The organism is Sphingobium sp. LB126, assembly GCF_002795205.1.
GTDB classification, from domain to species: domain Bacteria; phylum Pseudomonadota; class Alphaproteobacteria; order Sphingomonadales; family Sphingomonadaceae; genus Sphingobium; species Sphingobium chungbukense.
The window spans coordinates 1,258,425-1,277,554 of sequence record NZ_NETV01000001.1; the positions used below are offsets into that span (position 1 = coordinate 1,258,425).

The 19,130-nt window shown below is 66.4% G+C and carries 22 protein-coding genes; 7 read left to right on the top strand and 15 right to left on the bottom strand.

What is annotated here, in order from left to right:
- Nucleotides 1-92: 92 nt before the first annotated feature.
- The 3 genes from CAF53_RS06135 to CAF53_RS06145 are packed head-to-tail and all read left to right on the top strand — an operon-like array spanning nucleotide 93 to nucleotide 1,815.
- Complete coding sequence (locus CAF53_RS06135; protein WP_100237600.1) at nucleotides 93-1,004, top strand: tetratricopeptide repeat protein; 912 nt, start codon at nucleotides 93-95, stop codon at nucleotides 1,002-1,004.
- Nucleotides 1,005-1,018: 14 nt separating this feature from the next.
- A complete protein-coding gene (locus CAF53_RS06140; RefSeq protein ID WP_100237601.1) occupies nucleotides 1,019-1,627 on the top strand; it encodes an LON peptidase substrate-binding domain-containing protein in 609 nt (202 codons plus the stop codon).
- A complete protein-coding gene (locus CAF53_RS06145; protein WP_046761831.1) occupies nucleotides 1,624-1,815 on the top strand; it encodes a Trm112 family protein in 192 nt (63 codons plus the stop codon). Before CAF53_RS06140 ends, CAF53_RS06145 begins: the two co-directional genes overlap by 4 nt.
- 187 nt (nucleotides 1,816-2,002) lie before the next feature.
- Here CAF53_RS06145 and CAF53_RS06150 read toward each other — a convergent pair whose 3' ends face one another.
- Both CAF53_RS06150 and CAF53_RS06155 read right to left on the bottom strand, forming a co-directional pair.
- Nucleotides 2,003-2,824 carry a kinase gene (locus CAF53_RS06150; RefSeq protein ID WP_100237602.1) on the bottom strand — a complete coding sequence of 274 codons (822 nt, stop codon included), beginning with the start codon at nucleotides 2,822-2,824 and terminating at the stop codon, nucleotides 2,003-2,005.
- A 3-nt stretch (nucleotides 2,825-2,827) separates the two neighbouring features.
- Nucleotides 2,828-4,144 (bottom strand): hemolysin family protein, encoded by a 1,317-nt coding sequence (locus CAF53_RS06155; protein ID WP_046762559.1) that lies wholly within the window; start codon nucleotides 4,142-4,144, stop codon nucleotides 2,828-2,830.
- 153 nt (nucleotides 4,145-4,297) lie between these two features.
- Between CAF53_RS06155 and CAF53_RS06160 the strand changes: the two genes are divergently transcribed.
- The gene (locus tag CAF53_RS06160) at nucleotides 4,298-4,978 is read left to right on the top strand and encodes an OmpA family protein (protein ID WP_046761834.1); all 681 of its coding nucleotides are present in this window, start codon (nucleotides 4,298-4,300) and stop codon (nucleotides 4,976-4,978) included.
- Between the two features lie 175 nt (nucleotides 4,979-5,153).
- Here CAF53_RS06160 and CAF53_RS06165 read toward each other — a convergent pair whose 3' ends face one another.
- From CAF53_RS06165 to CAF53_RS06205, 9 genes are all read right to left on the bottom strand, one after another.
- Nucleotides 5,154-5,771, bottom strand: a complete 618-nt coding sequence (locus CAF53_RS06165) for a MarC family protein (protein WP_046761835.1) — start codon at nucleotides 5,769-5,771, stop codon at nucleotides 5,154-5,156.
- Nucleotides 5,768-6,430 carry a hypothetical protein gene (locus CAF53_RS06170; RefSeq protein WP_100237603.1) on the bottom strand — a complete coding sequence of 221 codons (663 nt, stop codon included), beginning with the start codon at nucleotides 6,428-6,430 and terminating at the stop codon, nucleotides 5,768-5,770. The genes CAF53_RS06165 and CAF53_RS06170 overlap by 4 nt, the downstream gene beginning before the upstream one ends.
- Nucleotides 6,427-7,320 carry a bifunctional methylenetetrahydrofolate dehydrogenase/methenyltetrahydrofolate cyclohydrolase FolD gene (folD, locus tag CAF53_RS06175; RefSeq protein WP_046761837.1) on the bottom strand — a complete coding sequence of 298 codons (894 nt, stop codon included), beginning with the start codon at nucleotides 7,318-7,320 and terminating at the stop codon, nucleotides 6,427-6,429. Before folD ends, CAF53_RS06170 begins: the two co-directional genes overlap by 4 nt.
- Nucleotides 7,317-7,646, bottom strand: coding sequence for a DUF167 family protein (locus tag CAF53_RS06180; protein ID WP_100237604.1), 330 nt, complete (start codon nucleotides 7,644-7,646; stop codon nucleotides 7,317-7,319). The genes folD and CAF53_RS06180 overlap by 4 nt, the downstream gene beginning before the upstream one ends.
- Nucleotides 7,643-7,933 (bottom strand): YggT family protein, encoded by a 291-nt coding sequence (locus CAF53_RS06185; RefSeq protein ID WP_007688568.1) that lies wholly within the window; start codon nucleotides 7,931-7,933, stop codon nucleotides 7,643-7,645. The genes CAF53_RS06180 and CAF53_RS06185 overlap by 4 nt, the downstream gene beginning before the upstream one ends.
- Before the next feature lie 145 nt (nucleotides 7,934-8,078).
- Nucleotides 8,079-8,996: an acetylglutamate kinase gene (argB, locus tag CAF53_RS06190; protein WP_100237605.1), complete on the bottom strand. Its 918-nt coding sequence runs from the start codon at nucleotides 8,994-8,996 to the stop codon at nucleotides 8,079-8,081.
- Between the two features lie 25 nt (nucleotides 8,997-9,021).
- Entirely contained in the window at nucleotides 9,022-9,693 is a 672-nt protein-coding gene (locus CAF53_RS06195; protein WP_046761840.1) for a queuosine precursor transporter, read from the bottom strand.
- An 80-nt stretch (nucleotides 9,694-9,773) separates the two neighbouring features.
- Nucleotides 9,774-10,781, bottom strand: coding sequence for an LD-carboxypeptidase (locus CAF53_RS06200; protein ID WP_197707440.1), 1,008 nt, complete (start codon nucleotides 10,779-10,781; stop codon nucleotides 9,774-9,776).
- A 20-nt stretch (nucleotides 10,782-10,801) separates the two neighbouring features.
- Nucleotides 10,802-11,245, bottom strand: a complete 444-nt coding sequence (locus CAF53_RS06205; protein WP_100237607.1) for a cupin domain-containing protein — start codon at nucleotides 11,243-11,245, stop codon at nucleotides 10,802-10,804.
- A gap of 85 nt (nucleotides 11,246-11,330) precedes the next feature.
- Between CAF53_RS06205 and dapE the strand changes: the two genes are divergently transcribed.
- Nucleotides 11,331-12,473, top strand: a complete 1,143-nt coding sequence (gene dapE, locus CAF53_RS06210) for a succinyl-diaminopimelate desuccinylase (RefSeq protein WP_046761842.1) — start codon at nucleotides 11,331-11,333, stop codon at nucleotides 12,471-12,473.
- Between the two features lie 98 nt (nucleotides 12,474-12,571).
- Here dapE and CAF53_RS06215 read toward each other — a convergent pair whose 3' ends face one another.
- The 4 genes from CAF53_RS06215 to CAF53_RS06230 form a co-directional block, all read right to left on the bottom strand.
- Nucleotides 12,572-14,251: an EAL domain-containing protein gene (locus CAF53_RS06215; protein WP_100237608.1), complete on the bottom strand. Its 1,680-nt coding sequence runs from the start codon at nucleotides 14,249-14,251 to the stop codon at nucleotides 12,572-12,574.
- Nucleotides 14,252-14,347: 96 nt separating this feature from the next.
- The gene (locus tag CAF53_RS06220) at nucleotides 14,348-14,881 is read right to left on the bottom strand and encodes a Smr/MutS family protein (protein WP_100237609.1); all 534 of its coding nucleotides are present in this window, start codon (nucleotides 14,879-14,881) and stop codon (nucleotides 14,348-14,350) included.
- Between the two features lie 12 nt (nucleotides 14,882-14,893).
- Entirely contained in the window at nucleotides 14,894-16,153 is a 1,260-nt protein-coding gene (locus CAF53_RS06225; protein ID WP_100237610.1) for a murein transglycosylase A, read from the bottom strand.
- The gene (locus tag CAF53_RS06230; RefSeq protein WP_046761846.1) at nucleotides 16,150-16,806 is read right to left on the bottom strand and encodes a Tim44/TimA family putative adaptor protein; all 657 of its coding nucleotides are present in this window, start codon (nucleotides 16,804-16,806) and stop codon (nucleotides 16,150-16,152) included. Before CAF53_RS06230 ends, CAF53_RS06225 begins: the two co-directional genes overlap by 4 nt.
- A gap of 191 nt (nucleotides 16,807-16,997) precedes the next feature.
- Between CAF53_RS06230 and secB the strand changes: the two genes are divergently transcribed.
- Together secB and murJ are read left to right on the top strand one after the other, a co-directional pair.
- The gene (gene secB, locus CAF53_RS06235; protein ID WP_046761847.1) at nucleotides 16,998-17,501 is read left to right on the top strand and encodes a protein-export chaperone SecB; all 504 of its coding nucleotides are present in this window, start codon (nucleotides 16,998-17,000) and stop codon (nucleotides 17,499-17,501) included.
- A gap of 24 nt (nucleotides 17,502-17,525) precedes the next feature.
- Nucleotides 17,526-19,130, top strand: coding sequence for a murein biosynthesis integral membrane protein MurJ (gene murJ, locus CAF53_RS06240; protein ID WP_046761848.1), 1,605 nt, complete (start codon nucleotides 17,526-17,528; stop codon nucleotides 19,128-19,130).

Here is a 19,130-nt window from a genome sequence, read left to right on the forward strand (position 1 = left end):
GCCGGATCTCCCTTGTTCCTATGGGGTGACGACCCACATAAGGCGCTGTATGGAAGCGGTCAGCAACCGCATCGGCAGCAGGAGATTATGACGTGGCGACCCTTGGACTGAGCGAGGCCGACAAGGCATCGGTGGAAACATTCCGCCGCGATGTGGTGGAGCCGTCGCGCACCAGTCTGGTGATCGTGGATTTCTGGGCGGAATGGTGCGGCCCCTGCAAGCAGTTGGGGCCGGTGATCGAGAAGGTGTGCGCCGACTATGCGACGAAGGGCGTGAAGCTGGTCAAGATCAACGTCGATGAGGACAAGTTCATCGCCGCCCAGTTCCGGGTCCAGTCGATCCCGACGGTCTACGCCGTGTTCCAGGGCCAGCCGGTCGCAGACCTCAGCCAGGCGCGAACAGAAGGGCAATTGAAGCAATATCTCGACCAGCTTCTCTCACAGCTTCCCATCGAATCGGACGAGAAGGCGCAGTTGCAGGAAATCGCGCCCCTGATCGCCATGGGAGAGGAAGTGCTGGCGGGCGGAGAGGCGGAACGCGCCCTTTCCCTGTTCCAGCAGATTGCCGAAATGGTGCCGGACAATGCCGATGTCGCCTCCGGCCAGGCGCGGGCATTGGTGGCGCTCGCCCGGCTGGACGAGGCGGAAGCGGTGCTGGCGGCGCTCCCCGCCGACGTCGCGAAGGATCAGGCGGTGGAACGCGCCCGCGCGGCGATCGCCCTGGCGCGCGATGCGAAGCCGGTGTCGGACCTTTCGGGCGTCGAGGCGAAGGTTGCCGCCGATCCCGACGATCATGAGGCGCGCTTCGAACTGGCGGGTGGGCTGATGGCCAATGGCGACCGGGACCGGGCGGCCGAGGAACTGCTGGAACTGGTGCGGCGTGACCGGGCCTGGAAGGACGGCGCCGCGCGAGCGCAGTTGCTGAAGCTCTTCGAGGCGACGGGACTGGAAGACCCCTGGGTCGCGGCGCAGCGGCGCAAGCTGTCCCAGATCCTCTTTTCCTGACCGGCACGGGCGTCATGTCGCGTGTCTCGATCTTTCCGTTGCCCGGCGCCCTGCTGCTGCCGGGCATGGAGTTGCCGCTGCATATCTTCGAGCCGCGCTATCAGGCGATGATCCATGACGCCATGGCGCGGGATCGGCGGATCGGCATGATCCAGCCGCGCGAGGAGGGGGTGAAGCCTGCCCTGTTCGATGTCGGCTGCCTGGGGCATATCACCCATATCGAGGCGCTGGAGGGCGGGCGGTACAATATCCTGCTGAAGGGGCTGGCGCGCTTCCGGGTGGTGCGCGAACTGGACGTGCCGACCGCTTTTCGCCAGATCGAGGCGGATGTCGAGTCGATCGGGCAAGAGGATGAAATCCTCTCCGCCGTCGAGCGGGCGGCGCTGGAGCAGGAATCGCGGCGCTTCGCCGACGCGCTGGGCTATGTAGTGGACTGGACGGCGGTCTCCCGGCTGGACGACATGGCGCTGGTGAACGGCATCGCGCAGATCGTGCCCTTCGATCCTGCGGCCAAGCAGACCTTGCTGGAGGCGGACACGCTGAACGAACGGGCGGACCGGATCATCCAGCTCATGCAGATCGTCGGGCGGATCGAGCGCGACGGCGGGGCGACGATGCAATGAGCGGCGCCCCTGATCCGGCGCTGCTCGCCAAGCTGGTGTGCCCGGCGACGCGCACGCCGCTGCATTGGGATGCGGAGCGGCACGAGCTGGTGTCGCAAGCGGCGGGACTGGCTTTCCCGGTGCGGGATGGCGTGCCGGTGCTGGTAGTGCGCGAAGCGCGTCCATTGGAGGATATGTGGCAGGGGTGAACGGCTGATTTGGGTGGATTCCTGCCATTAAGCCCCTCCCCTTCAGGTTCAAACGAGGCACGTGACTCGTTTGAAGGGTTGGGGTGGGGGAGTGCCGTTATGGCCCAACTTTCTCTTGGGGCACGCCCCCACCCCTCAATCCCCTCCCCTGAAGGGGAGGGGAAGACCCCACGTCCCCTGTTGGTCGTCAGCGGTCATAATCCGTACCGCCCATGCCGATCACACGCCGCACTTCGTCCAGCGCGATCACCAGGTCGGCCCGGCCCGGCATCTCGGCCAGAATATGCCGCGTCAGCCGCTCATAATGCTGGATGAAGCGTGTCACCTGGGCATCGGACATCACCCCGGCGCCCGCGCCTGCATCGCGCCGGAGATCATGCTCCTGCTGCGTGCGCCAGCGCCGGACGACCTCGAACCCCGGAGCGGCCAGCAGCAGCAGCCGGTCCAGCCGCGCGAACAGCGCCTGATAGTCGCCCGCCAGCGCCCGGTTCACATAAGCGCGCCAGACACCCTGCGCATCCTCTTCCCGTTCCAGCGCATTGACGGGTTCCGCCAGCGCCGCTGCCGCCTGGGGCCGCGCGCCGACGCACCAGCCCTCCAGCAGCAGCAGCCGGGTGCCTGCCGCCGCCCTTTCCCATCGCGCCACGGGCTGGCGATCGTCCGCCGCCTTGTCGAAGCGGGGCAGCGGGGCCGCCTCGCCCCGTGCCAATGCATCGATCACCCGCAGGCCCAGCGCCACATCATGCGTCCCCGGCACCCCGCGCGTGCGCAGCAGAGGATGCACGGTCTGGCCCAGTTCCTCCCGCTCCGCGCGGGTTCGATAGAGATCGTCGATGGAGAGGATCGCCGACGGAATTCCATCCCGCTCCAGCCGTTGCCGCAGCCCCGCCGCCAGCGTTGACTTGCCGCTGCCCTGCGCCCCGCACAGGCCGACCACCAGCAGCCCTTCGCGCCCTTCCAGCGTCCGCCTGACCAGCCCCTCGACCGCATCCAGCGCCGCGCCGGGCACGGTTCAGCGCTCCGCGACCAGCAGCTTGTCGATCTTGCGCCCGTCCATATCGACAATCTCGAAACGCCAGCCCTGATCGTCGATATAGTCGCCCACTTCGGGCAGGCGCTTCATCAGCCACAGCGCATGACCGGCGACCGTCGCATAATCGCGGTCCTCGGGCAGGTCGATGCCGATCCGCTCGGCCAGCAGATCGACCGGCATCTGGCCCGAAACCAGCAGGCTGCCATCCTCCCGCTCGACCAGATCGGGCTCATCCTCGCTGCCCTGGTCGGACACGAAATGCCCCGCAATGGCGGACAGCAGGTCGGCGGGCGTCGCAATCCCCTCGAAATGCCCATATTCGTCATGCACCATGACCATCGGCACCTCGGCGCGGCGCAGTACCTCCAGCGCGTCCATGGCGTCGACCTGATCGGGCACGACCTCCACCTTGCGCATCAGCGTCTCCAGGCTCAGGCCCTCGCCCCGGAACAGCGCGGTCATGATGTCGCGCGCCTGCACGACGCCGATGATGTCCTCCACCGTGCCCCGCCCCACCGGCAGGCGGGTGTGCGGCGTGTCGAGCAGCTTGGCGCGAATCGCCGCCTCATCGGCGTGGATGTCGATCCAGTCGACATCCATGCGCTGCGTCATCACCTCGCGCACTGGGCGGTCGGCCAGCCGCACCACGCCGGAGATGATGGCGCGCTCGCTTTCCTCGATCACGCCGGACTTGCTCGCCTCGGCCACGATCAGGTGCAGTTCCTCCGCCGTCACCTGATTTTCCGATTCGCGGGTCATGCGCAGCAGGCGGAAGATGAGCGCGCTCGACCCGTCGAGCACCCAGACGATGGGCGCCGTGACCTTCGCCAGCCACAGCATCGGCCCGGCGACCAGCACGGCGATCGGTTCGGGCGCGCGCAGGGCGAACTGCTTGGGCACCAGTTCGCCGACGATCAGCGAGGCATAGGTGGTAAGGCCGATCACCAGCGCGAAACCGGCATGTTCCGCGGCACTGGGCGACAGGCCCAGCATCGCCAGCCGCTCCCCCGTGGGGCCGCCCAGGCTGGCGCCTGAATAGGCGCCCGCGACGATGCCGATCAGGGTGATGCCGATCTGCACGGTGGACAGGAACTTGCCCGGATCGCTCGCCGCCGTCAGCGCGGAGCGCGCGCCGCGCCGCCCCGCTTTCTCCATCGCCTGAAGGCGCGGCCTGCGGGCGGACACGATCGCCAGTTCCGACATGGCGAACAGGCCGTTCAGCGCGACCAGCGCCAGGATGATGACGAGGTCGACCCAGGGAAAGGGCGTCGGAGCGTGCGGGGGGATATTGGCCATGGTGGTCGGGGCCACCTATAACCTCGTTTCTGTCAATTTCACAACCGTTCCATCATCCGCAGTTCAGTTCGCTTGTGGAACAAATGCCCCGTCTCGACCATTAGGGGTGCATCCGTCCCGTTCGGGTGCACGACAAAAAGGGAATTGAAATCCATGCGGAATCTTCATCGCATCATCGGCGCGGCCGGGTTGGCCGCCATGCTGGCTACCACCGCCTGCACCACCGACCCCAACACCGGCAACCGCACCATTTCGAAGGCCGCGATCGGCGGCATCGGCGGCGCGCTGGGCGGCTATCTGCTGGGCGATCTGGTGGGCGGGCGGCATGACCGCACCGAAAAGATATTGGGCGCGGGCATCGGCGCGGTCGCGGGCGCGGGTATCGGCGCCTATATGGACGCGCAGGAAAAGAAATTGCGCGAGGAAACCGCCGGCAGCGGTGTGGACGTGATCCGAGACGGCGACAATCTGGTGCTGCGCATGCCGTCGGGCATCACCTTCGCCACCGACAGTTCGGCCGTGCAGCCGCAATTCCAGCCGACGCTGAACGATGTGTCATCGGTGCTGGCGCAATATCCCAAGACCTATATCGACGTGTATGGCCACACCGACAGCGACGGCACGGATGCCTATAACCAGGCCCTGTCCGAACGCCGCGCGCAGGCGGTGGGGGATTATCTGACCAGCCATGGCGTGCAGTCGGCGCGCATCGCGACGCGCGGTTTCGGTGAAACGCAACCGATCGCCTCCAATGCGACGGCCGAAGGCAAGGCGTCCAACCGCCGCGTCGAAATCAAGATCGCGCCCGTCACGGAACAGGACGTGCGGAGCTGAGGCGGAAATTGGCCAAGGGCGGACATGAGGCGCGCCGTGTTCCTGCGAAGGCAGGAACCCAGTTCCCCCCTCAGTGAATCACCGCGACAAAGGAACTGGGCTCCTGCCTTCGCAGGAGCACGGTGTATTCCAGGAAAGCGACTGTCCGCCCTCCACCCAAAGCGGCCAACCCAGCCTAAAAACTCGCCTTCAGTCCGTCGATCACGAATTGCGCGGCCAGCGCCGCCAGCAACACGCCCAGCAACCGCGTGATCACCGCCTCGATCTTGCTGCCGAGCAGCGCCATGATCGGCCCCGCCGCCAGCAACGATCCCAGCATCAGCACCAGCGTCACCACCACCGCACCGATCACCACCAGCCGTTCGCTCAGGCCATCCGCTCGCGACATCAGCAGCATGACGGTGGCGATCGATCCCGGACCGGCGATCATCGGCATCGCCATGGGAAAGACCGACACATCCTCGACTTCCGGGGTTTCCGCGATCTTGTGCGCGCGGTCCTCGCGCCTTTGGGTGCGTTTTTCGAACACCATGTCCATGGCGATCATGAACAGCATGATCCCGCCCGCGATGCGGAAGCTGTCCAGTTCGATCCCCAGCACGCCCAGCAACTGCTTGCCCCAAAGGGCGAACAGCAGGAGGATGCCCGCCGCGATGCCCACGGCGCGGATCGCCATGCTGCGCCGCTGCGCCATGGTCGCCCCGGTCGTGAGGCTGGCATAGATCGGCGCACAGCCCGGCGGATCGATCACCACGAACAGGGTGACGAAGGCGGAGATGAACAGTTCCGTCATCCGCCCGCCGCCACCTTGTCGTCGATCACGGTCTCGTAATCCGTGCCGTTCCACATGCGCACGGTCACGCTGCGGCTGCCGTCGGTCGCGACGTCGGCGCTCCAGGTCAGGCTTTCATCCCTGGGCATGGGCGGCGTTTCGCCCTTGCCCCGCCCGGACCCCGGTGGCGGCCCGCCCCCACCGGGCCCGCGACGCTTGCAGGTCGCGACCTTGCCGACCAGGAATTCGGGCGCATCACGGGCGAGAGCGAGCGTATCGCCATGGTCCATGATCCACTTCCATTCGCCCTTTTTGTCGCGTTGCCAGACGGTGGTGAAATAGCCGACCGATCCGTCCGGCCGTTTCCAGTTGCCGGTGCTGGCCGCCAGATTGCCGTCGCAGGACACGAAGATGGTCGAAGGCGTCCAGCGCACCGACGCGGGCGGATCGGCCCGGCCCTTGAGCCACTGCTTCGCCAGCACCCGCTGCGGCACGAACATCACGGCTTCGTCCGCCGCCGTTTCGCGGAAGGCGGTCCACTGCCCCTTCTGCTGCGCCAGCCGGTTGAAGGCGAGTTCTGCGGCGAAGACGGAACTGGGATCGGGCTGATAGCGCATCGGCGGGCGCGCACCCACCAAGGCGAGAAAAGTCAGGACGATAAACGCGGAGCGCGCCTTCACAGCCCCTCCGGTTTCGCCAGCCCGGCTCGCGCATGCGCCGCCACCAGCGTGTTGCGCAGCAGCACGGCGATGGTCATCGGTCCGACCCCGCCCGGAACCGGGGTGATGGCGCGGACATGGGCCAGCGCCTCGGCCGTGGCGACGTCGCCTACGATGCGGCTCTTGCCGTCCTCCGTATCGGTGACGCGGTTGATGCCGACGTCGATCACGGTCGCGCCGGGCTTGATCCATTCGCCCTTCACCATCTCCGCCTGGCCCACCGCCGCGACCACGATGTCGGCACGATGCACGACCGAGGCCAGATCGCGGGTCCGGCTGTGCGCGATGGTGACGGTGCAATTTTCCGCCAGCAGCAATTGCGCCATCGGCTTGCCGACGATGTTGGAGCGGCCGACCACCACCGCCTCCATCCCCGACAGATCGCCCAGTTCATCCTTCAGCAGCATGAGGCAGCCCAGCGGCGTGCAGGGCACCAGCGCCTCCTGCCCGGTCGCCAGCCGGCCCGAATTGACCACATGGAAGCCGTCGACATCCTTGGCCGGATCGATCGTGCCGATCACCGAGGCTTCGTTGATATGGGCGGGCAGCGGCAACTGGACGAGGATGCCGTCCACCCGCTCGTCGGCGTTCAGTTCCTCGACCAGATCGAGCAGTTCCTCCTCACCGATCCCGGCGGGCAGCTTGAACTCCATGCTCTCCATGCCGACGGCGAGGGTCATCTTGCCCTTGTTGCGGACGTAGACGGAACTGGCCGGGTCCTCGCCCACCAGCACCACGGCCAGTCCCGGCTTGCGCCCGGCTTGCGCGGTGAAGGCGCTCACGCCGTCCGCGACCTTGCCACGGAGCGTCTCCGCGAAGGCCTTGCCGTCGATGATCTTGCCGATGGTCATGATGCTTCAACCCGTTCCCCGATGATGGCGGAAAGTCTTGCGAGCGACAACCGCTCACCACCGCCTTTGATCCGCAGCCGCTTTAGCCGGTTGGTGTCGCCCGATTCCAGCGAAATCGCGCTGCGCGGCCAATCCAGCCACTTGGCCAGCAACGCGACCAGCGCCGCATTGGCCTTGCCCTTTTCCGGCACGGCGCGCACGCGGGCGCTCAGCCATTCCGCGCCCTTTTCATCCGTCCAGACGCCGCCGATCCCCTCCTTCGTCGAGCCCGGCGTCAACCGGACGGTAAGCAGCAGATCGGTGCCGTCGCGGACGAAGACCGTCACACCAGCCCGAACAGCGGCGGCAATATCGCCTGGCGGATGATGAGGATGCCCAGCAGCACGACCATCGGCGACAGGTCGAGCGCACCCAGATCGGGCAGCACCCGGCGGATCGGATTGTAGATCGGCGCCGTCATCCGATCCAGCGCGACCATCACCGTGCGCACGAAATCATTGGAAAGATTGACGACGTTGAAGGCGATCAACCAGCTCATGATGGCCTGGATGATGATGATCCACCACAGCACATCGAGCAGGATGACGATGATCTGATAGAGGGCGTAGGCCATGCGATCTCCAATTTGATTGCGATCGGCTCTAGCCGAGGGGACGTCCGCGCCACAAGCATCCAGACGGAATATTCCACCAAATGCAGGGCGCGTTCGGCCAAGGGCATCCTGCGAAGGCAGGAACATGCGGCATTTGCCGGCTTGTTTACCGGCGCACTAAAGTGCCCGCACCGCGATCGGTGAAGATTTCCAGCAGCATCGCATGCGGCACTCGCCCGTCGAGGATGACGGCGGCGTCCACCCCGCCCTCGACCGCACGGACGCAGGTTTCCAGCTTGGGGATCATCCCGCCGCTGATCGTGCCGTCCGCCTCCAGCCCCCGGATCGCTTCGGGATCGAGGTCGGTCATCAACTGTCCCTGCTTGTCCAGCACGCCCGCGACGTCGGTCAGCAGGAAGAAGCGCGACGCGCCCAGTTCGGCGGCAATGGCCCCCGCCATCGTGTCGGCATTGACATTGTAGGTATGGCCGTCCGCACCGATGCCCACCGGCGCGACCACGGGAATGATGCCGTCCCGCGACAGCGTGTCGAGGATGCTGCGGTCGACCTTCACCGGATCGCCGACGAAGCCCAGGTCGACATTGCGCTCTATGCCGGAATTGGGGTCCGCCTCGCGCTTGCCCAGCACCTTTTCGCACAGGACCAGGCCGCCGTCCTTGCCGGAAATGCCGACCGCCCGGCCGCCCGCGCCGGAAATCCAGCCGACGATTTCCTTGTTGATCGATCCCGCCAGCACCATTTCGGCAATCTGCGCGGTTTCCTTGTCGGTGACGCGCAGGCCGCCGACGAACTGCGATTCGACGCCCAGCTTCTTGAGCATCGCGCCGATCTGTGGCCCACCGCCATGGACGACGACGACATTGATGCCGACCGCCTTCATCAGCACCACGTCTTCGGCGAAATCGCGCGCCGCCTCGGGATCGCCCATGGCGTGGCCGCCATATTTCACGACGAAGGTCTTGCCCGCATATCGCTGCATATAGGGCAATGCTTCGACGAGGGTTTCGGCCTTGGCGAGGAGCGCCGGATCGGGGGCGTGCTTGCTGTTCATGCGCGGGCGCATAGGGCACTAAGCCCGGCTCCGCAAGTTAGCGGTCCAGCCGCCGCCCCAGCGCGACCAGCGCATAGATGACCGGTGGCACCAACAGGGCCGACAAGGTGACCTTCGCCAGCATCTGGCCCAGCAACAGTTCCCCGATCGGGAAGACGCCGTAAAAGGCGATGGAAACGAAGAGCAGCGTGTCCGCGATCTGCGACAATATGCTCGCCACCGCGGCGCGCAGCCACAGCATGCGGCCACCTTCCTGTCCCTTGAGCGCGGCGAACAACGTGACGTTCAGCGTCTGCGAAATGCCATAGGCGACGATCCCGCCCAGCCAGATACGCGGCGTGCCGCCCATCATCAGCGCGAAGGCATCGCGCCGGGCCGGGTCCATATCGTTCGCGGCGGGCACGGACAGCACGACGATCGAGAGCAGGATGGAGGCGATCAGCGGCAGGAAACCCACCTGCACCAGCCGGTTGGCAACGGTCCGGCCATGCAGTTCGGCAACGGCGCTGGAGATCGTCACCAGCAGCAGGAAGGCGAAGATCCCGGCCTCCACCGCCAGCGGGCCAAGGCCGAACCAAGGGCCGATGGCGGAGAGCGGCCCCAGCGTGACCTGCTTGTTGCCCAGCACGCCCGCAATGCAGACCATGCCGCCATAGAAGATCGAGAAGACGAAAAGCGAACGCGCGATCGGCGCGGGATGGGAAGCCATGGCCGGGACTTAAAGGGATTTCATCGGGGTGGGAAGAGCGGAAGGCAAGCGGGACGGGCCAGAGGCGGACATTCCCGACCCTATCGGACCGCCGGCTCCAGCAGCCGGATCGTTCCGATATCCGCATCGATCTCCGCCCGGCAACCGACAGGCAGGCTGAACTGGCTGGCGACATGCCCGAACAGCGCACCCTGGAAGGCCGGGACCCCCAACGCGCCCAGATGCTGCTGCAACACCTCCGACAGCGTGAAGCCGCCATAGGACGCACCGCTCGGCCCGCAATCGGTGCACTGGCCGAACACCACGCCCGCGACCCTGCCCAGCACCCCGGACAGCGCCAACTGGGTCAGCATCCGGTCGATGCGGTAGGGTTGCTCGCTGACATCCTCGACGAACAGGATCGCCCCGTCGAAATCCGGCATCCAGGGCGTCCCCATCAGCGTCGACAGCACGGTCAGGTTGCCGCCCAGCAGCCGCCCGCTCGCCTTCCCGCCGCGAAAGGTCCGGATGCGCCCGCTGCGCTGGACCAGCCGGTCCTCATGCCCCTCCGGGTTGGCCAGCGTCGGCGTCGCCCCGTCAAAGGCCACCGCGCGGAAGGCGTCCCAGGAAAAGCGCGGCCAGCTGCTTGCCGCATTGGGTCCATGGATGGTGACGAACCCCGCTCGCGCGGCAAAGGCCAGGTGCAGCGCGGTGATGTCGGAAAAGCCGATCAGCAGCTTGGGATTGGCCCGGATCGTCCTGAAGTCCAGATAAGGCAGCACGCGCGCGCAACCCCAACCGCCCCGTGTCGCGAACACCGCCCGCACCTGCGGATCGGCAAACATCGCATTGATGTCCGCCGCCCGGTCCGCGTCCGTGCCGGCCAGATAGCCGTAGCGCTCGACCAGATGCTTCGCCGGTTTGGGGACCAGCCCCATGGCGAGGATCGTGTCCTTCACCAGATCGAGGTCGAAGGCGTCATCGGTGAAGCCCGCCGGTTCGACCAGTCCCACCATGTCGCCGGGACGCAGCCGGGGCGGCTTCACCACCCCGATCGGAGCCGCCGCGAGCCCCTTCGGCGCCACCATCGCCGCGCCCAGCACGGCCATCAACGCACGACGATCGAGACTCAAAATCGGCTCCCATCCTTGCGATGATAGGCTTCGCCCGACCATATCAGGTCTATGTCGGGATAATGCGCCCTGCCCTGCGGAACGCGGCCCACCGCCAGGAACACGCAATCCTCGCCGCTCTCATTGACCAGATGATGGCCATTGCCATCACCCTTGGGAAAGGAGGCCATGTCGCCCGCCCGCATCGGCATCCGGCCGCTGTCATCGACCAGCACCGCTTCCCCGCTCAGCATGACGACGAACTCGTCCTCATCCTCATGCCAGTGCCGCTGCGAGGACGCCGCGCCGGGATTCAGCACGACATGGCTGACCCCGAATTCGGAAAGCCCCGTCGCGGGCCCCAGCTTGCGCACCCATCGCCCCGCCACCGCTTCGGCAAATTCGGCGGGATAGCCGGTCCTGTTGGTCTGTTCGATGGCTGCCAGATCGATCTTGGGCATGATCTTTCCATTTGCTTTGTTTACCGCCGCATTTTGCGGGCCGTCGGCGGTTCCAGCCGACTTCAAAATGCTCTAACGCAAGCCGATGACCATCACCAGCACCGATGCCGACCCGATCGGCCTGACCGAAAGACTGATCGCCTGCCCCTCCATCACGCCCGCCACGGGGGAGGTCTTCGCGGTGCTGGAGGCGATGCTGAAACCGCTGGGTTTCACGGTCGACCGGTTCATCACCGGCGAGGCGCCGGACGGCCCGGTGGAAAATCTCCTCGCCTGGCGGACGACCGGCCCCGGCCCGCATTTCGCCTTTGCCGGCCATCTGGACGTGGTGCCGCCGGGCAATGGCTGGACCAGCGATCCGTTCACGCCGCAAAAGCGCGGCGAACTGCTCTATGGCCGCGGCGCCGTCGACATGAAGGGCGCCATCGCCGCCTATGTCGCCGCGCTGCACCGCCTGCCCGCCGACCTGCCCGGCACGATCAGCCTGATCATCACCGGCGATGAGGAAGGCCCGGCCGTCCATGGCACGCTGGCCCTCATGGACCGCATGGCCGCCCACGGCCTGCGCCCCGACTTCTGCCTGGTGGGCGAGCCGACCTCCTCGCAGCGGCTGGGCGACGTCATCAAGATCGGCCGGCGCGGCTCGGTGAACATGTGGATCAACGTCGAGGGCATGCAGGGCCATGTCGCCTATCCGCATCTGGCCGACAATCCGATCCCCCGCCTCGTCCGCATCCTGTCCGCCATCGACGCCATCGTGCTGGACCAGGGCAATGACTGGTTCCAGGCCAGCAATATCGAGATCACCAATCTGGACGTCGGCAACCCCACCACCAACGTCATCCCCGCCACCGCGCAGGCGCGCATCTCGATCCGCTTCAACAACGAACATGGCGGCGCGGAACTGGTGGAACGCATCACCGCCATCGCGGCGGCCGAAGGCGGCACGGTGGAAGCCAGGATCAGCGGCGAACCTTTCCTGACCGAACCCGGCATGCTGTCCGATCTGGTTTCCGGCGCCATCCGTGAAGTGACCGGGGTGGAGGCGGAATTGTCGACCACTGGCGGCACATCGGACGCGCGGTTCCTATCGCGCCTCTGTCCGGTGGTGGAATTCGGTCTCAACAATGCGACCATGCACAAGCTGGACGAGGCAGTCGCCCTGACCGACCTTGGCGATCTCACCGAAATCTACCGGCTGGTGACGGTGCGCGCCCTCAAGGGCTAGAGCGCGCTGCGTTAAATCGTACGCAAGCCGCGCGCTCTAAGTTTTTGTTGTCGCATCGTTTTAAGCGCAAAACCGGTTCCCACTTTGCGCACGATGCTCTAGACCGAGCGGCGCTCCGGGAGAGCCGTGGGCGCGGCGAAGCGGGTGAGATAATCCGCCTCACCCATCGGCCGCGCCAGATGATAGCCCTGGAACAGCGTGCAACCGATGACGCGCAGCATCTCCATCTGCGCCTGCGTCTCCACGCCTTCGACCACCACCTCCATGCCAAGGCCCTGGATCAGCCCGACGACCGCGCTGCAAATCGTCCGCGCTTCCGCGGAAATCGCAATGTCGCGCACCAGGCTGCGATCGATCTTCACCCGGTCGACCGGCAGATCGCGCAGACGGGAAAGATTGGAATAGCCGGTCCCGAAATCGTCGATGGCGATGCGCACCCCGTCGCGGCGCAGGGCCCGGAGCTGGTCGCGGGTATCCGGCTTCATCTCCATCGCCAGCGATTCTGTGATCTCCAGTTCCAGCATGGCCGGCGGCGCCCCATGCGCGTTGACGGCGTGGCGCAGGCGCATGAAGAAATCGGCCTGCGCCAGCTCGCGCGCGGAAATATTGATCGCGATACGCTGCGACATGCCCGCCTGCGCCCAGCGTGCCGCCGTTTCGCACACCCGGCTCATCACCCAGTCGCCCAGCGCCACGATCGCGCCGCTTTCCTCGGCGACGGGAACGAAGGAGCTTGGCATGACCAGATCCCGCTCCGGATGCACCCAGCGCACCAGCGCCTCCGCCGTGACCGCCCGCCCCGTGCCGATCTCGATCTGCGGCTGGAATTCCAGCAGGAATTCGTCGCGCTGAAGCCCCAACAGCAGATCGCGTTCCAGTTCGGCGCGGTCGGCGGCTTCCAGCGCCAGTTCGGGCGTGAACATCTCGGCCCGGTTCCGGCCCTGATGCTTCGCGTGATACATGGCGATGTCGGCCGAACGCAGCAGCGCGGGCAGCGTGTCGCCATGGTCGGGATAGCAGGCAATGCCGATCGAAGCGCCCAGATCGATATGCTGGCTGCCGAGATCGAAGCGCTCGCCCAGCGCGAACTTGATGGCGCGGGCGATCCGATGGGCGGTTTCCCGGTCGGCCATGCTGGGCACGAACAAGGTGAACTCGTCCCCCGCGAGGCGACCAATCAGGGCGTCGCCGACGCCCGCGCTGGCCTGCGCCATGGCGACTTCGCGCAGCCGCCCGGCGACGCGGGCGAGCAATTGATCGCCCGCCGCATGACCCAGCGTGTCGTTGACCGCCTTGAACCCGTCCAGATCGATGAAGAACAGCGCAGCGAGCCCCTCCTCGCTGCGTTCCGCCAGCATCCGTTCGACCTGGCGGCAGAAGCTGGTGCGGTTGGCAAGGCCCGTCACCTGATCGAACAGCGCCAGCGCCTGCACATGGTCGAGATTGGTGCGCACCTGGCTGAACAGGCTTTCCATCGCCACCGACAGGTCTGGCAGTTCCTGACCGATTTCCCTAGCCACGGCCGATTGCAGGTCGCCATGGGCGGCGTCCAGCAACCGTTCGGTCGCCCGGTCGATCGCGCTGGCGGTGGTCGCCACGGTCTGACGCGCGGAGCCCCAGCTCAGCGTGCCACACAGGATCGCGATGATGAGGGACCGGCCGATGCCTTCCATGTCCGTCGCCTGCCCCTGGCCCAGGACCAGCGACAGGATGAACACCAACGCCCCCGCGGCGCAGGCGAAGGCAGTGGCGCGGCTCGTCAATGTCACGCCCTGCATGAGTCTCCCTGCCCTGCGCAGCCCGGCGTTGGGCTGGATCAGCCGGATATGAAGGACAGTGGTTAAGAAAAGGTCAGTGCCTCACCCCAAAAAGGCTTATTTCTTGCGCCGCAAAATGACGTAGAGCGCGCCCTCTCCGCCATGGCGCTGATGCGCGATCCGCACGCTGGCGATACGGTCGGCATAGCTGCTGGTTTCCAGCCAATGGCCGATCTCGCCGCGAATGGCACCACGCCGCGCTCCCCCACCGGCAGAGCCGGTCTTGGGCGGCTTTCCCGTCACCACCAGCAGCACGCGGGCATCGCGTGCCCATGCCGCCGCCAGCGCCTGGTTAAGCCGGGCATGGGCCGCAGCCAGGCTGTGCCCATGCAGGTCAATCGCCATGTCGGGTGCCATATTTCCGCCACGGATTCTGCGTTCCCAACCCGAATCCAATATGGTGGACGGGGTACGCGCCGGCGGGGTCAGGGCGGGCTGGGCCGGGGCAGTTGTTAACCCTGTTTCCATCCTGGGCTTGACCGGCACGGCGGGCAGGGCGGATGCCCGCGCGCCGGGACGCAGCGGCCTTACCGATCGGGTCAGCGCCGTCCAGAGCGCCTGTTCATCAGAGGAGAGGTGTCGCCGGACCATGGCCGCATGGCATCAATTCTGGCCGAGCCGCGCCGCCGATCCGACCGGCAGCAGGATCAACGCGCTGCCCCGCGCCGACATGCCGCCCGCTATGCCGCGCGCATTGCTGCCCGCGCCCCAGAAGCTGTCGAAACGATTGGCGCCCTTGATCGCCCCGCCCGTATCCTGCGCGATCCAGATGCCATTGGGTTCGGCCCGGTCGAGCGAGAGCAGCACGGGCGCGCCCAGGGGCACATATCTGGGGTCGGCGGCCACCGTCGCTTCGGGCGTCACCGCCACGCCCATCGCCCCCAGCGGGCCGACCCCGGTCAGTTCGCGGAAGAAGACGAAGCTCTTATTCTCGTTCATGATCGCCGCGCCCTCTTCCGGGTGGGCGCGCAGATATTGCATGATATCCTGCATCGAACCGGCCTGGATAAGGCCCCGATCCTTCATCAGCTTGCCGATGCCGGTATAGTCGCGGCCATTCTGCCCGTCATAGCCGATGCGCATCACGCCGCCATCGGGCAGCAGCAACCGGCCGCTGCCCTGCACCTGGAGGAAGAAGAATTCGACCGGGTCGGCCGCCCAGGCCAGTTCCAGCCCCCTGCCCGCCAGCGATCCCGCCACGATCTGTGATCGATCATCGAAGGGGACGAAATTGCTGCCCTCCACCTTGCCGCGAATGGTCTTGCCCTTCAGGCTGTCGCTGAACAGGCCGAGATTGACGTCGATCAGATGGGACGGGCGGCGGTAGATCGGCACCTGATAGCCGGGCTGACGGCTGCGCGCACCGGCGATTTCCGGTTCATAATAGCCGGTGACGAAGGCCGTGCCCGCCCCGACCTGGACCGCTTCGAAATAACGGGAGAAAAATTCGTTGGCGGAACTTTCCGGCCAACTCGACGCTGCGGCGCAGGCATTGTTCCAGTCGGAACCGCTTGTCAGTCCGCTCTGGTCGGTCCGGCGCATCAGCGAGGGGCAGGACAGGCGGAACGCCTGCAATGCCTTGCGCGATCGTTCGCCAGGCGGGATCAGGCTGGCAATGTCCGGACCTCGCGCGATGCCCGCACTGACGGCGTTCGCGCTATCGGCGGGCGGGGTGGCGGTCGGCGGCGTGACGGGCAGGGTCGGCCGGGGCGTCGCGGGAACGGGGCTGGTCACCGTCTCTCCGCCACCGCGCGGCGGACGGACGGGAGCCGGACCGCCCGCGCCCGGCGGAATCACGCCGCCCGCACAAGCCGACAGCAGCAGCGCCGCGGCCAACGCGCCGCCCGACCGGCGCAAGCTCATGCGGCCTCGTCGGTCTCGCTGAGCTTCCAGTTGGGGTCGGTGCTGCGCAGGTCGCGCGTGAAGGTCCAGATGTCGTTGGTGCCGATCGCATCCGTCAGCGACCCGGCGACGACATGGCCGTCCTTGTCCCGGGTGACCGCCGCGATATCCGCTTCGAAGCGCAACGAGACCTCGGCCAGGCGACCCGTGACGCTGGCATCGATGATCTGCGCCTTTTCAATGCGGACCAGACGGTTGTCCAGCACATGGCCTTCCGCCTCGCGAGCCGCGATCGCCTCCTCGAAGGAGGCGAGAACATCGGCGTCGCAGAGCCATTCCAATTCCTGCCGGTCGCCGCGCCAGAAGGCTTCGAGCACCATTTTATAGGCGGCCTTGGCCCCGTCCACGAATTGCGGCACGTCAAAGCCGCGGTCCGCCGCGATCAACGCGCGAACGCCCGCCTCGCCGCCGGGTGCGATAAGGCCATCGGCCAGACGCACCGAATCGCCCGCCATTTCGGGCACGGGCCGGGGTTGCACGATCGTCACCTTGGCGCGTTCCTCGGCCGGGCGAAGCGCCGGCTCCTGCTCATGCCCCGTGCGCTTGCCCAGCACGGAATAGAGCCGCAGCGCCAGAAAACCGGCAATCATGGCGAGGATGACAATTACGTACACGGCAGTCAGGCACCTTTGGTCTGAATCTGGAAAAAACGAACGCAGTCAACATAGGCATGTTTCCCCGCATATTCAAATGGCGGCTTTGCGCGAGGTGCATTGCCCTGCCCATCCGCCCCTGCTAAGCGCGCGGGTCGAACATCATGCGGGCATTCCGCCTGCCAGCCAAACCATAAACCCAGGGAAATCAGATGGCCGAGGAAGCCGATACCATCCAGAGCAGCATCACCGGCAACGGCGCCGACACCGGCCCGCAGATCGCGCTGATCAGCCAATATGTGAAGGACCTGTCGTTCGAGAACCCGAACGCGCCCGCCGTCTATCAGTGGCAGGACCAGCCGCAGATCGACGTGCAGTTCAACATCGGCGCCGACAAGGTGGGCGAGGAAGTGGTCGAGGTCTCGCTGAAGATCGAGGTCAAGGCGACCGCGCCGCAGGGCACCGCCTTTGCCGTCGAACTGGTCTATGCGGCGATCTTCGGCATGCGCAACGTGCCTGAGGACCAGATGCAGCCCTTCATGCTGGCCGAAGCGCCGCGCCTGCTGTTCCCCTTCGCCCGCCGCGTGCTGGCCGACGCGATCCGCGACGGCGGCTTCCCGCCGCTGCTGCTCGATCCGATCGATTTCGGCGGCCTCTATGTCCAGCAGGCCGAAGCCATGGCGCAGACCGCAGGCGAACCGGCCGGTCACGCCTGAACCGATCGGGGACCATAGAATCCTATGAAACTGGTGCGGGCGCTTGGCTCGGTCGGCGGGCTGACGCTCGCCAGCCGGGTGCTTGCGCTGGTCCGGGATTCGCTGGCGGCGCGCTATGTCGGCGCGGGTTTCGCGTCTGACGCCTTCAACGGCGTCGCCTTCCGCCTGCCCAACATGTTCCGCGCCCTCTTTGCCGAGGGCGCCTTTTCCGCCGCCTTCATCCCCATGTTCAACCGCAAGGCGGCGGGACCGGGCGGGATCGCGGAAGGCTATCATTTCGCGGAGCGGGCGCTCGCCGTGCTGCTGCCGGTGCTGCTGGTCTTCACCGCCCTGCTGATCGCGGCGGCGTGGCCCATCACCTGGGCACTCTCCGGCGGGTTTTCGCGCCAGCATCCCAGCCCTGAGCAGTTCGCCTTCGCGGTCATGCTCTCGCGCATCACCCTGCCCTATCTGGCGTTGATCAGCCTCGCCTCGCTGCTGGGCGGGATATTGAACTCGCTCGACAGATTCTGGGTGAACGCGGCCGCGCCGATCCTGCTCAATGTCGCCATGATCGCAGGGCTTTGGCTGTTCCATGGCGCCGACGAATATGAAACCGCGCGGGTGCAGGCGATCTCCGTCACCGTGGGCGGGGCACTGCAACTGCTCTGGCTGATCTGGGCCTGCCGCCGGGCCGGCGTCTCGATGAAGCTCAAGCGGCCGCGCTTCGACGCCGATGTGAAGGAACTTCTCCGCCTGATCGTGCCGGCAGCGGCAGGTGCGGGCGCGTCGCAGATCAACCTGCTGATCTCCACCGCCCTGTCCGGCTGGCTGCTGGCTTCGGGATCGATCACCTATATCTATTATGCCGACCGGCTGAACCAGTTGCCGCTGGGACTGATAGGCATTGGCCTCGGCACCATCCTGCTGCCCACCATCTCGCGCCTGCTGTCGACCGGTCAGGAACAGGTGGCAATGGACACGCAGAACAGGGGCATCGAACTGGCACTGTTCCTGACCCTCCCCGCGACCGTGGCCTTCATCACCGTGGCGGAACCGATCGTGCGCGGCCTGTTCCAATATGGCCGCTTCACGGCGGAGGATGCGCAGCGCTGCGGCTGGGCTCTGTCGGCCTTTTCCATCGGCCTGCCCTCCTATGTCCTCGTGAAGGTGCTGACGCCGGGCTATTATGCCCGCGGCGATACCAGGACGCCGGTGCGCTATGCGATGCTGTCGATCGTCATCAACATCATCGGCAATTTCCTGCTGATCCCGCTGCTCGGCCGCGCAGGCATGGGCCATGTCGGGCCGCCGCTGGCGACGGCCTTATCCTCCACCGTCAATGTTGCGATGCTGTATTCGACGCTAGTGAAGCGCGGGCATTTCGCTGCCGATGGGCAGTTGCGGCGTCGCCTGCCCAGGCTTGCGATCGCGGCGGTCGCGATGGGCGGCGCGCTCTACGCGGGCGAAGGGCTGCTCGATCCCTGGCTCAGCGGTGTGATGGTCCAGCGCTATGTGGCGCTGGCCGTGCTTGTCGGAGCGGGAATCGCGCTGTACGGGGTGGCCTGTTTCGTCACGGGCGCCTATCGGCTGTCCGACCTCAAGGCGTTGATGCGCCGCAAAAGTGCAACCAAGACAGAGAACGGATAG

Coding starts and splice junctions, on each gene's coding strand:
- CAF53_RS06140 (WP_100237601.1), top strand. CDS start 1,019: ATGTCGCGTGTCTCGATCTTTCCGTTGCCCGGCGCCCTGCTGCTGCCG.
- CAF53_RS06145 (WP_046761831.1), top strand. CDS start 1,624: ATGAGCGGCGCCCCTGATCCGGCGCTGCTCGCCAAGCTGGTGTGCCCG.
- CAF53_RS06155 (WP_046762559.1), bottom strand. CDS start 4,144: ATGGCCAATATCCCCCCGCACGCTCCGACGCCCTTTCCCTGGGTCGAC.
- CAF53_RS06160 (WP_046761834.1), top strand. CDS start 4,298: ATGCGGAATCTTCATCGCATCATCGGCGCGGCCGGGTTGGCCGCCATG.
- CAF53_RS06165 (WP_046761835.1), bottom strand. CDS start 5,771: ATGACGGAACTGTTCATCTCCGCCTTCGTCACCCTGTTCGTGGTGATC.
- folD (WP_046761837.1), bottom strand. CDS start 7,320: ATGACCATCGGCAAGATCATCGACGGCAAGGCCTTCGCGGAGACGCTC.
- CAF53_RS06185 (WP_007688568.1), bottom strand. CDS start 7,933: ATGGCCTACGCCCTCTATCAGATCATCGTCATCCTGCTCGATGTGCTG.
- argB (WP_100237605.1), bottom strand. CDS start 8,996: ATGCGCCCGCGCATGAACAGCAAGCACGCCCCCGATCCGGCGCTCCTC.
- CAF53_RS06195 (WP_046761840.1), bottom strand. CDS start 9,693: ATGGCTTCCCATCCCGCGCCGATCGCGCGTTCGCTTTTCGTCTTCTCG.
- CAF53_RS06200 (WP_197707440.1), bottom strand. CDS start 10,781: ATGGCCGTGCTGGGCGCGGCGATGGTGGCGCCGAAGGGGCTCGCGGCG.
- CAF53_RS06205 (WP_100237607.1), bottom strand. CDS start 11,245: ATGCCCAAGATCGATCTGGCAGCCATCGAACAGACCAACAGGACCGGC.
- dapE (WP_046761842.1), top strand. CDS start 11,331: ATGACCATCACCAGCACCGATGCCGACCCGATCGGCCTGACCGAAAGA.
- CAF53_RS06215 (WP_100237608.1), bottom strand. CDS start 14,251: ATGCAGGGCGTGACATTGACGAGCCGCGCCACTGCCTTCGCCTGCGCC.
- CAF53_RS06220 (WP_100237609.1), bottom strand. CDS start 14,881: ATGGTCCGGCGACACCTCTCCTCTGATGAACAGGCGCTCTGGACGGCG.
- CAF53_RS06225 (WP_100237610.1), bottom strand. CDS start 16,153: ATGAGCTTGCGCCGGTCGGGCGGCGCGTTGGCCGCGGCGCTGCTGCTG.
- secB (WP_046761847.1), top strand. CDS start 16,998: ATGGCCGAGGAAGCCGATACCATCCAGAGCAGCATCACCGGCAACGGC.
- murJ (WP_046761848.1), top strand. CDS start 17,526: ATGAAACTGGTGCGGGCGCTTGGCTCGGTCGGCGGGCTGACGCTCGCC.